An 11,026-nucleotide genomic window follows, 5' to 3' on the forward strand; every position below is an offset into this window, starting at 1 on the left:
GCGCCCGCCGTTAGTGAGGTTGAGTTCGATGTAGTCCCCGTCACCGTTGATGATCTGGTCGAGCTCGTTGAGGGTGACGATGACTTGGGTGCGCACCGCAGGCTTGGAACCGGTGCCTTCTTTGAAGAAGATGTCGTTGGCGGCTTGAAGCAGGTCGGTGGTGTTGGTGGACTCTAAGACGCCGCGCATGTTGGCGATCGTGGTGGCGTCGTCAGTAATGGAGAGTGTGTTGGGGCCTTGTTCCCGGTAGGTGATGCGCACACCTGGTTTGGCTATGCGCTTGGAGCGTAGTTCTTTCAGGCGTGTGGCGGCGACGGTGGGGATGCGGTGTGCGGGAGTGGCGGCGAGTTTGACTCGCAGGTTCCAGGCATCGAGGGTCTTTTTCACCTTGGACGTGTAGGACTCGATGAGGGTAAGAGTGCCCAGGCTGTGGCGTTGTTGAAGTGCTGCTTGACGGGCTTTGCGTTGTTTGCCACTGAAGCGGGTGGGGCCGAAATAAACCTGGTTAAGGTTTGCAAGCTCGGCAGCATCGGAAGCAGAGGCGCCGAGCGCGCGGAGCTCATCGGGTGAGCCAGGTATATGTTCCACCAGCGCAATCCCCGAGTTGCGTAGGCGGATGTAGGTTTCAATATCCCCCATGAGCACAGAGACTAAAACAGCACCGTGGGCCCCGCAACCGGAAGAAGAAACTACCTGGTCTTAGCCGACGCAGGAGCCGGTTGGGGTGGCGTCGACAAGCTGCGTGACGTCACCCACGTGGCCGCGCACCTCGTCCGCGGTAAGCGCATAGCCCGTATCGGAATCCTCCACGGAAGCACCAAACACAACGCCGAGCACCTGGCCTTCCGGGTTGATCATCGGACCGCCGGAATTGCCCTGCCGGATGCTACCGCGTACCGTGTAGGCATCGCGCTCCACGCGGCCCGTGGAGTAGATATCCGGACCAGCGATGGTGAGACGGTCGCGCACGCGCGCCGGCTCCGCAGTAAACGGCCCCGACTGCGGGAAGCCCAAGACGATGGCATCGTCCCCGGTAGCAGCCGCTTGCTCCGCCCACGGCAAAGGATCCAAGCCCAATCCCGGGCTATGCAGCACAGCAATGTCCACATCCGAGTTGTAATACACCACGTCCGCTTCCTTGAGGCCAAGGACCGTATCGAGGCGAACCTTATCCGTGCCCGCCACCACGTGGGCGTTCGTGATGACGTAGTCCGGCTTCGTCACAAAGCCCGAGCCCATGAGGCGGCGCGAGCATGCCTCAGCATCACCCAGCACGTGAATGACGGAAGGCCGCACGCGTTCTGCAAGTTTGGGATCCCCAATGTTTACCGCCGGCGCATCCACCTCGACATCGGCGCCAGATCGCTGCCAGGGCGATACCAACGGCGGCAACCCGGACTCGTTGAGGAGCGCAGCCAAGCCATTCGGCAGCGCCGCCAAGCGCGAGGGCGCCACCGCATTCAGCGAGCTCAGCACACGCGATTCACGCAGCGCCTGCCCCGGCTGGCCGCCCAGGTTGGAGGCCAAGGGCAAGGACACCAGCCAAATCACCACGATGGCCGCCGCGGCTTGGAAGACCGCGCCAATCGATGAATCCACGCGCTGCCCCGAGCGGGTTCGCATGCGGTCTCGCAGCGCCATGCCAAGCGACGTCCCCACCAGCTGCCCCAGCCCCACCAGCAAAATCAGCACGCCGACAGCCAGCAAAAAGCGCACGGCCGCCTGGTCCGTCAGCCCCATCACCAGCGGGGCAACCACGGTTCCTAAAACCAACCCCGCAATGATTCCCACCGCTGCGAGGACCGCCGCTAAAGCGCCCTGCCGCCAGCCCACGCGCACGGCGAGGAGCACGGCAATAACGATAAGGATGTCAACAGCTAGGGACACAGAGGAATTACTTTCTTAAGGGCTAAAGGGCAGAAACTAGCCTATCTTCTCATTATTCAAAGAGCGATTGAGTGAGTCACGCAGATCATGAACCATATTCTTATCCCATTCCACGCTCCAGCCCGCGTGGTCCATCAGCCCGGAGAGCACTCCCGCGGTAAAACCCCATACCACGTATCCCCGCGCCCGGAAGGCCGGCCCCTTCCAGCGGCTCAAGCCCACCATCATGCGGTTGGCCGGATCCGCCAGCTCGCGCAGCGGGACGGTGAAGACATCGTCGGTCTCCGCCGGGCTCGCCGGCCACACGGTGCCCGGTTCATGCCAATACGCCAGGACTGGGCTCACGGTGTTGCCGGTAGCCCGGATGTCCAGTTTGCCCCACTGCTCAAGAGGGGTGACCGTGGAGCGATCGAGGCCGGTTTCTTCCTCGGCTTCGCGCAGGGCGACGTCGACAAGCGAGGCGTCCCCCTCCTCCCTACGCCCGCCGGGAAAGGCAATCTGGCCGGAGTGCGAGCGCATCGACGGCGAGCGGTGCGTGAGCAGCACCTCACCATCCTCAAAACTGGTGCCCTTCAGCAGCACCAACACTGCCGATTCACGCCGGCGCTTGGCGGCCGGGACATGCCGAATGAGGCGTTCTTGGACCTTGTCTGTATCAACCCCGAGCGCCGGGTGCAGCCACTCCGGGGCATGGGCAGGAAAGAGGCGGCTCACTTGAGAACCTCCTCGACGGCCTCCTCCAAATCTTCTGCGGAGTCGAACGGCTTCACAAACTTCTCCTCCACCGTGCCATCGCGCACCACCAGGGTGATGGGGATAACGCCCGGCAACCCGAGCTCACCTGCGAAGGCGCCGTCATCGTCTTGGTAGCTGGGGATATCAACCTGCAGATCGCTGAGAAGAGCGGCCCCGTTGGCGGCGTTCGCATCCGCATGCACGCCGACGATATTCCACGTCGGGTGCGCTCGCGCAAGGTCTTCGAAGAAGGGCAGCTCCGCGCGACACGGTTCGCACCACCATGCCCACACAGTGACGATCTGGACGTTCTTGGCCGCCGCAGTGCCGGCCGCACCCAAGCACGGAAGATCCACACCCGCAAGCGGTCCCTCGGGGCATTTGGGGCGCTTGGCCACCTCTTGCTCCTGTGCCTCGGGGAGGGCGACCTCCGGCTCATCATTCTCAAGCAGGTTCACCACGCCGACGAATGCGAGCGCCGCCAGCGCGACAATGGCAGCGATGCTTGCCTTCACGTATCCGGGCCACCGAGAATATTGGCTCATTGCTCCACCTTAACCTCGCGAGGGGCACCATGGGGCGAGGACGCAGGCCGCGCACTGCGGCTTCCGCGCGGTGCACACGCGCCGCCCATGGAGAATGAGGCGGTGCGAAAACACGGTTTGTTCTGCTTCGGGCACGCGCTTGGCGACGTCCCTCTCAATCGCCCTCGGGGTCTTCGCCTCGGTCAGTCCAAGACGCCGGCTCAGGCGCGTGACGTGGGTATCCACCGTGATCCCCGGCAGGCCGAAGGCATTGCCGCGCACCACCAGCGCGGTCTTGCGCCCGACGCCGGGCAGGGAGGTGAGCTCGTCGATGCCGCGGGGCAGCTGCCCATCGAAGTCCGCGACGAGCTTTTCTCCGATGCCTAACAGGTGGCCGGCCTTCGTGCGTTGGAATCCGAGCGGGCGGAGGATGCGCTCGAGGTCAGCGCGGTCCGCGGCCGCATAGTCCGGTGCGGAAGGATACTGAGCAAAAAGCTCTGGAGTGACCTGGTTGACGCGGGCATCCGTGCACTGCGCCGAGAGCACCGTAGCAATAAGTAGCTCGAGCGGCGTGGTGAAATCTAGCTCGCAATCGGCGTCGGGATATTCATCCGCCAAGGCGGTACGAATATGAACGATGCGAGCGGCCTCGTCAGCGTCATCGTGGTGCACGGGAAGGTCAGGGGACATAAAAGAGATCTTAGTGACGGCGGCTAGAATGAGAAGCATGATTTCGCTCGTCATCTTTGTGCCGCTGTGCCTCGCGCTGTTTGCCATCCTCATGGAGAAACTTGAGGCGACGGCCTTCGAAAACTAAATAGACCATTCAAGGCGTGTGATTATTTTTCACGTTGGTGGAAATAGTGACTAATTACACTGTATGATATTGTGCAGTGCCTCGTGGCGCACTGGAGACTAGGTGCGTCAAATCAAACCAAACCAGCTTGTGTCCCAGTGTTTTCCGGGCTGCGCAGGCTTTAAGGAGTAACAGTGGAAGGCGTACAGGACATTCTCTCCCGCGCTGGCATTTTCCAGGGCGTCGATCCGGTAGCAGTACAGAACCTTATTGAGCAGATGGAAACCGTCCGTTTCCCGCGCGGCACCACCATTTTCGAGGAAGGTGAGCCGGGAGACCGCCTCTACATCATCACCTCGGGCAAGATTAAGCTCGCCCGCCACGCCCCGGATGGCCGCGAGAACCTCCTGACCGTGATGGGCCCGTCCGATATGTTCGGCGAGCTCTCCATCTTCGATCCGGGCCCGCGCACCTCTTCCGCTGTCTGCGTCACTGAGGTCACCGCAGCCACGATGAACTCTGAGATGCTCAAGCAGTGGGTGGCCGATCATCCGGCGATTGCTCAGCAGCTTCTGCGCGTGCTGGCCCGCCGTCTGCGCCGCACGAACGCCAACCTGGCGGACCTCATCTTCACCGACGTGCCAGGCCGCGTGGCCAAGACCCTGCTGCAGCTGGCTAACCGCTTCGGTGTGCAGGAGGGCGGCGCGCTGCGCGTGAACCACGACCTCACCCAGGAAGAGATCGCCCAGCTCGTTGGCGCTTCCCGTGAGACCGTGAACAAGGCTCTGGCCACCTTCGCTCACCGCGGCTGGATCCGCTTGGAGGGCAAGTCGGTGCTCATCGTCGATACCGAGCACTTGGCCCGCCGCGCACGCTAGGTCTTAAAGGCCGAGCCCGCCTATGCGGCCCTCGGCCTTCGACTTGTCCTAACGCAAAATCCCCCGAGAATTTCTCGGGGGATTTTCCTATGTAGTGCTTTAGTTCTGAGCCGCGAGGTACTTCAGCGCGGTGCGCGTCGACTGCTCAGCTGCGTGACGCAGGACCGGATCGACATCGTCATACATCTCATCAACGAGAGTCTTGACGTCGACGTCCTCACCCAAGCGCCCACGGACCTCCTTGATCTGGTCCAGGCGGTGGTGGCGGCGGTCAATGTACTTGCGGGCAACCGCGGAGGTGTCCTCCAAGTCCGGGCCGTGGCCCGGGAAGAGCGCCACGTCCTTGCCGCGTTCTTCCAGAAGATCCAGGGTCTTCAGGTAATCAGCCAAGTCGCCATCCGTCTCAGACAGCAGCACGGTGTGGCGGCCTGCGATGGTGTCACCGGTCAGGATGCCCTCCAGGGTGGAGTTCTTCGCTTCCGCGGACCACACAAAGAAGCAGGTGGAATCTGCGGTGTGCCCCGGGGTGTGAACGACCTCAAGCTGCGGGGTGATGCCGTCGACGGTGATCACTTCTCCGTCGACAAGCGCGTCGCCTCCATTGCAGTAATTCGGATCGAAAGAGCGGATGGGAGCGCCGGTGAGCTGACGCAGGCGCTGGGCGCCTGATGCGTGATCATCGTGGCGGTGGGTAAGAAGGATCAGCGCAACCTCGCCCGCCTTCGCGGTCACGACGTTGAGATGACCTTCATCCTCCGGGCCCGGATCAACCACAATGGCGCGGGAATCTTCTCCGGCGCGGATGATCCACGTATTGGTGCCCTCCAAAGCGGTGTAACTGGGATTATCGCACAGCACGACACCGACGGACTGGCTCACGGGACGCAGTTGGCTATATGCAGGATGCTCCATGGTTCTAACCCTATCCGATTACTCAGCGATTTCTACGATGACTTCGATCTCAACGGGGGAATCTTTCGGTAGGACCGTTACCCCCACCGCAGAACGCGCGTGGATTCCGGCATCTCCGAAGACCTCACCCAAGAAGTCGGAAGCACCATTGATGACCGCAGCTTGCTCAGTAAAGGAGGGGTCCGAAGCCACGAATCCAACCACCTTCACCACGCGGGTTACGTGATCAAGGCCTACGAGACCATCGATTGCAGCCAAAGCGTTTAGCGCCGCCGTGCGCGCCAATTCCTGTGCCTTGTCGAGGCTCACCTCTGCGCCGACCTTGCCGGAAGCCGACAATTCACCGCCCACGACGGGCAGCTGGCCAGAGGTCCACACCTGGTTTCCCACGCGGGTAGCTGGGATATAGGACGCGAGGGGGACAGCGACAGAAGGCAGCTCGACGCCGAGCTCTTCGAGGCGGGCAAGCGCACCCATTAGGACTCCTCCACAGGACGCTTGAAATAGGCGACAACATTCTCCGGGTTCATACCCGGGGTGATGGTGACGAGCTCCCAGCCGTCCTCACCCCAGGAATCGAGGATTTGTTTCGTCGCGTGCGTAAGAACCGGCGCAGTGGCATATTCCCATTTAGTCATGGGCTCAATGCTACTAAATACCGATGAGTTCGCCACCCTCAGCGAGGTAATGGGCCCAGCTCGTGATGTGCGGGTTCTTGCGCAGAAGGGCGCGGCGCTGACGCTCCGTGAGGCCGCCCCACACGCCGAACTCCACGCGATTATCAAGCGCATCCGCGCGGCACTCATTGAGCACCGGGCAATGGCGGCAGATTACTGCAGCTTTACGCTGCTCAGCTCCTCGTACAAAGAGTGCATCGGGATCACCGTTGCGGCACTTAGCTTGGGTAACCCACTCACCACGCTCTGTGGTTAACGAGGCATTCTTTACCATTGCGGACCGTCCTGCACCTTTGACACTGACTGCCATGGCTAGGTAACTCCTTCCAAGCTCACCCTCGTCGAGCTCAAAGATCATGAATAACCCTCTACCCGACGGAATATTATGTACCCTTGGTAAGTCTATTCACAGACCGGTATACCTGTCTAACAGGTCACACTTTAGGGGGGTCTCCCGGATATCCTCCTAAACCACTAGTGTGTGGAGGGTGACTGTGATCAAATCCCTGGGAAAGCTCGTCCTGTCCACAGCACTGGTCGGCATCCTCATCGCGCTGGCCATCGCCCCCGTCGCTGGCGTCAGCGGTGTCGCCGTGGCCAGGACCAATGAGACGATGCAATCAGACGTCCAGGATCTCACCAACGGTGATACCCCCGGCGTGAGCACCATCTTGGATGCCAAGGGCAACCCCCTTGCGTATATCTATGAGCAGCGCCGCCATCCAGTGAAACCGGATGAGATCTCGGACGCCATGAAGAAGGCAGTGGTGGCTATCGAGGACCGCCGTTTCTATGAGCACGAGGGCGTCGACTTGCAGGGCAATGTCCGTGCGTTGTGGACCAACCTGGTTGCGGGCGGTGTCTCCCAGGGCGCATCCACGCTTGACCAACAGTACGTAAAGAACTACCTCCTTTTGGTCAACGCGACTACCGACGAAGAACGTCAAGCCGCGACCGAACAATCCGTGGCCCGTAAGCTGCGCGAAATGCGCATGGCTACGGACATCGATGCCCGGCTCTCCAAGGATGAGATCCTCACCAACTATCTCAACCTCGTCCCCTTTGGAAACCACTCCTTCGGCGTTGAGGCCGCTAGCCGCACCTACTTCGGAACCGATGCCGCGCACCTCACCGTGCCGCAGGCTGCGATGCTCGCCGGCATGGTGCAATCCTCGGAATACCTCAACCCCTATACCAACGAAGAAGGCGTAACTGAGCGCCGCAACGTGGTACTCCAAGCCATGGTTGATAACGGCTCCCTTTCCCAGGAGGACGCCGACGCCTTTTCCCAGCAGCCACTCGGCGTGTTGGACAGCCCTGCAACCCTGGCTAACGGCTGCATCGGCGCGGGCGATCGCGGCTTCTTCTGCGACTATGTGCTGGAATACCTCAACGAAAAAGGCATCGACCGCGAGCACCTTGCGCGTGGCGGTCTGACCGTTAAGACCACGCTTGACCCCGACGTCCAAGACCAAGCGCTCAACGCAGTGCGAAGCAACACCGCCCCGGATGCGGCGGGCGTGGCGGAGGTCATAAACGTTATCAAGCCGGGCACCGATTCCCGCAAGGTCCTAGCCATGGTGTCGTCGCGCACCTATGGGCTCGACCTGAACAACAATGAAACCCTTCTGCCCCAGCCCAATTCTTTGGTGGGCAACGGCGCAGGCTCCGTGTTCAAACTCTTTACCGCCGCGGCCGCCCTGGAGGCGGGCTACGGCATCAAGGACAAGCTGGCCGTGCCCAATCGCTACGAAGCGGAAGGCCTGGGATACGGCGGCGCAGCTAACTGCCCGCCCAACAAGTACTGCGTGGAAAACTCCGGCAGCTACGCCTCCACGATGACCATGCAGGACACGCTGGCCTACTCCCCCAACACCCCCTTCATCCAACTCACCGAGCAACTTGGCGTCGAGCGCCTGGTCGACATCGCCGTCAAGCTCGGCCTGCGTTCTTATGAAGAACCCGGCAGCTACGACGGCGAGTCCTCCATCGCCGACCACATTAAAGACTCCAACCTCGGCTCCTTCACGCTCGGCCCGACAGCAGTGAATGCACTGGAGCTGTCTAACGTGGGCGCGACGGTGGCGTCGCAAGGCATGTGGTGCGAGCCCAACCCCATCGAGGAAGTCACGGACTCCCACGGCAACGAGGTCTACCTCAAACACACGCCGTGCGAACGCGCAGTGGACAAGGAAGTGGCAAAGGCGCTGGAAAACAACATGACCGCCGATACCGAAAAGGGAACCGCCTCCGACTCGGCACGCGCTGCCGGCTTCAGCGGCCAGGCCGCCGCCAAGACCGGTACCACCGAGTCCAACCAGTCCTCGGCTTTCCTTGGATTCAACTCGGCAGTCGCTGCCGCACCGTACATCTACAACGACGGGACCACCACGAGCCCGCTGTGCACCGGCCCGGTACGCCAGTGCCCCAGCGGCAACCTCTTCGGCGGCAAGGAGCCGGCGGCAACCTTCTACACCATGGCCGCGCGCGTCCCCGAAGCACAGAAAGGCACGGTGCCCGATTACGACCGGGCCTACGACTCCGGCAAGGTTTCGCCGCTTATCGACGGCGTGAAGGGCAAGTCCGAAAGCCAAGCCCGTTCCGCGCTGGAGAAAGCCGGATACAAGGTCAGGACCACCGAGGTCCCCGCGCCCGGCGTGGGCTACGGCAAGGTAGTTCGCGTCATCACCGGTCCATCCGGCGCGAAGAAGGGCGCGGAGGTCACGCTCCAGCTTTCCGACGGCTCCGCGAGCGACTCCTCCGATTCTGCGAGCACGAGCCCAGTAGCCTGGGACTCCAACTCGGGCTCCCCGTCCGCACCGAGCGGCGGCGAGCCGGGAGGCGGCCAGTCCGACCCACTATTCACTCAAGAAGACGTTGACCGCTTCACGAATGATGTGCGGAGCTTCTTCGGGCTCTAGCGCATTAGTTCAGGGCGGCCTTCACGGCCGTGGACAGGCGCTTGCCGTCCGCGCGTCCGGCAGCCTTGGCGGTGGCCACCTTCATGACGTTACCCATCTGCTTGATGGTCGCCGGCTCACCGGAGTCCTTCTCAACCTCGGCGATGGATTCTTTAACAAGGGCGTTCAGGGAGTCGTCGTCAAGCTGCTCCGGCTGGTAGGCCTCGAAGAAGGGGACGTCGACAAGCTCCGCCTCCGCCAACTCCGGGCGGCCATTCTCCGCGTAAACCTCTGCGGACTCGCGGCGCTTTTTAATCTCACGGGCGATGACCTTGAGGATGTCCTCATCGGTGATCTCGTGGCGAGAACCGGAAGTTTCCTCCGCCTGGATGGCAGACAGCAGAGAACGGATGGCGCTCGTACGGGCCTTGTCCTTGGACTTCATCGAGGTCTTAAGGTCAGCGCGGATAGTTTCTTTCAACTCACTCATGCCCTTCAATCTACGCCAGCCAGCCAGGTAGTGTGGTGAGGGTGAAGATTTTCCCTGTCCTTGGCGGACTCGCCGCCGCCGGCCTGGGCACTGCCGCATGGGCGCACTCAGAGCTCACCAAGTTCGAGCTCAAGGAGTACACCCTGCCGCTGCTGGAGCCCGGCACGCTGCGCGAGGAGTCCGAGTTCCGCATCCTGCACGTGTCCGACCTCCACATGATTCCGGGCCAGCGCGCCAAAATCGAGTGGGTCTCAGGCCTCGACGCCCTCGACCCGCACCTGGTGATCAATACCGGTGACAATCTTTCCGACGAGCGCGGTGTCCCCGAGGTCCTCCGCGCGCTTGGCCCGCTGCTGAGCCGCCCAGGGATGTTCTGCTTTGGCACCAATGATTACTGGGCGCCGCGCATCCCGAATCCCTTCAACTACCTGATTGGGAAGAAGAACGAGCCCTCTTATGTGAACCTGCCGTGGAAGGGTATGCGCGCGGCCTTCCTTGAGCACGGCTGGCACGATGCCAACCAGGCCCGCGTGGAGTTCAAGGTGGGCGATGTTCGCTTGGCTGCCGCCGGTGTGGACGACCCACACCATGATCTGGATGACTACTCGGAAATCGCCGGCGCCCCGAACGAGGATGCCGACCTCTCCTTGGCGCTGCTGCACTCCCCGGAGCCCCGCGTCCTGGAGAAATTCGCCGCCGACGGCTACCAGCTGTCCCTGTCTGGACACACGCACGGCGGCCAGCTCTGCCTGCCTTTCAAGGTGGCGGGCTCGCGCTCCATCGTGACCAACTGCGGCATCGATCGCGCCCGCGCCCAGGGCCTGCACCTGTTCGGAGAGATGTACATGCATGTCTCCAACGGGTTGGGCACCTCGAAGTTCGTTCCCTTCCGGGTGTTCTGCCGCCCGTCGGCCACGCTTCTGCGTATCACTGAGAAGGCCGCCTAGGGATACCCCCTCCACGCTGCCGTTTTGTCCTTTCAGACCGGGGTGAGTTACAGTATTCCGGTACCGCTTAGAGCGGAACACCGGGATATGGCGCAGCTTGGTAGCGCGCTTCGTTCGGGACGAAGAGGTCGCAGGTTCAAATCCTGTTATCCCGACCATTAAACCCGCAGGAAACTGCGGGTTCTTTTTCGTTTTCACCTCTAAAAGAGGGCTTAAGGAGAAGCGTAAACAGGCCCTTCCGGTTTTAAAGTGCGTTGATTTTGTCCTGTAGTTGTCCGGA

12 protein-coding genes, 1 tRNA gene and 1 pseudogene are annotated in these 11,026 nt (G+C 61.8%); 4 read left to right on the forward strand and 10 right to left on the reverse strand.

Annotation, left to right across the window (positions count from 1 at the left end; genetic code table 11):
- The 5 genes and pseudogenes from HMPREF2792_RS11565 to nth all read right to left on the reverse strand — a co-directional run.
- Window positions 1-639, reverse strand: a pseudogene (locus HMPREF2792_RS11565) (HNH endonuclease); the annotation flags it as partial.
- Between the two features lie 60 nt (window positions 640-699).
- A complete protein-coding gene (locus tag HMPREF2792_RS11570; protein WP_070533769.1) occupies window positions 700-1,887 on the reverse strand; it encodes a MarP family serine protease in 1,188 nt (395 codons plus the stop codon).
- Between the two features lie 36 nt (window positions 1,888-1,923).
- Window positions 1,924-2,601, reverse strand: coding sequence for an NUDIX hydrolase (locus HMPREF2792_RS11575; RefSeq protein ID WP_070533771.1), 678 nt, complete (start codon window positions 2,599-2,601; stop codon window positions 1,924-1,926).
- Entirely contained in the window at window positions 2,598-3,167 is a 570-nt protein-coding gene (locus tag HMPREF2792_RS11580) for a TlpA family protein disulfide reductase (RefSeq protein ID WP_070533773.1), read from the reverse strand. Before HMPREF2792_RS11580 ends, HMPREF2792_RS11575 begins: the two co-directional genes overlap by 4 nt.
- A 9-nt stretch (window positions 3,168-3,176) precedes the next feature.
- The gene (gene nth, locus HMPREF2792_RS11585; protein ID WP_232748542.1) at window positions 3,177-3,836 is read right to left on the reverse strand and encodes an endonuclease III; all 660 of its coding nucleotides are present in this window, start codon (window positions 3,834-3,836) and stop codon (window positions 3,177-3,179) included.
- A gap of 300 nt (window positions 3,837-4,136) precedes the next feature.
- Between nth and glxR the strand changes: the two genes are divergently transcribed.
- Window positions 4,137-4,820, forward strand: coding sequence for a CRP-like cAMP-activated global transcriptional regulator GlxR (gene glxR, locus HMPREF2792_RS11590; RefSeq protein ID WP_010189962.1), 684 nt, complete (start codon window positions 4,137-4,139; stop codon window positions 4,818-4,820).
- Window positions 4,821-4,919: 99 nt separating this feature from the next.
- Here the strand turns inward: glxR and HMPREF2792_RS11595 are convergent, their stop codons facing one another.
- The 4 genes from HMPREF2792_RS11595 to HMPREF2792_RS12785 are packed head-to-tail and all read right to left on the reverse strand — an operon-like array spanning window position 4,920 to window position 6,719.
- A complete protein-coding gene (locus HMPREF2792_RS11595; protein WP_070524074.1) occupies window positions 4,920-5,732 on the reverse strand; it encodes an MBL fold metallo-hydrolase in 813 nt (270 codons plus the stop codon).
- Window positions 5,733-5,750: 18 nt separating this feature from the next.
- On the reverse strand, window positions 5,751-6,209 hold the full coding sequence (locus HMPREF2792_RS11600; RefSeq protein ID WP_070533774.1) for a RidA family protein: 459 nt from the start codon (window positions 6,207-6,209) through the stop codon (window positions 5,751-5,753).
- Window positions 6,209-6,370, reverse strand: a complete 162-nt coding sequence (locus HMPREF2792_RS12905; protein WP_154737218.1) for a Sp36 family protein — start codon at window positions 6,368-6,370, stop codon at window positions 6,209-6,211. Before HMPREF2792_RS12905 ends, HMPREF2792_RS11600 begins: the two co-directional genes overlap by 1 nt.
- A gap of 13 nt (window positions 6,371-6,383) precedes the next feature.
- Entirely contained in the window at window positions 6,384-6,719 is a 336-nt protein-coding gene (locus HMPREF2792_RS12785) for a WhiB family transcriptional regulator (RefSeq protein WP_180952135.1), read from the reverse strand.
- 178 nt (window positions 6,720-6,897) lie between these two features.
- On the opposite strand from HMPREF2792_RS12785, the gene HMPREF2792_RS11610 reads away from it, so the two are divergent.
- Window positions 6,898-9,330, forward strand: coding sequence for a transglycosylase domain-containing protein (locus HMPREF2792_RS11610; RefSeq protein ID WP_232748543.1), 2,433 nt, complete (start codon window positions 6,898-6,900; stop codon window positions 9,328-9,330).
- Between the two features lie 4 nt (window positions 9,331-9,334).
- On the opposite strand, the gene HMPREF2792_RS11615 is transcribed toward HMPREF2792_RS11610, so the two are convergent.
- Window positions 9,335-9,799, reverse strand: coding sequence for a GatB/YqeY domain-containing protein (locus HMPREF2792_RS11615; RefSeq protein ID WP_070533780.1), 465 nt, complete (start codon window positions 9,797-9,799; stop codon window positions 9,335-9,337).
- Window positions 9,800-9,840: 41 nt separating this feature from the next.
- Here HMPREF2792_RS11615 and HMPREF2792_RS11620 point away from each other — a divergent pair, with 41 nt between their 5' ends.
- A complete protein-coding gene (locus tag HMPREF2792_RS11620) occupies window positions 9,841-10,746 on the forward strand; it encodes a metallophosphoesterase (RefSeq protein WP_070533782.1) in 906 nt (301 codons plus the stop codon).
- An 81-nt stretch (window positions 10,747-10,827) separates the two neighbouring features.
- Window positions 10,828-10,904: transfer RNA gene (locus tag HMPREF2792_RS11625), tRNA-Pro, on the forward strand.
- Window positions 10,905-11,026 lie beyond the last annotated feature (122 nt).

Origin of the sequence: Corynebacterium sp. HMSC068H04, from assembly GCF_001811255.1 — a bacterium.
Classification (GTDB): domain Bacteria; phylum Actinomycetota; class Actinomycetes; order Mycobacteriales; family Mycobacteriaceae; genus Corynebacterium; species Corynebacterium hesseae.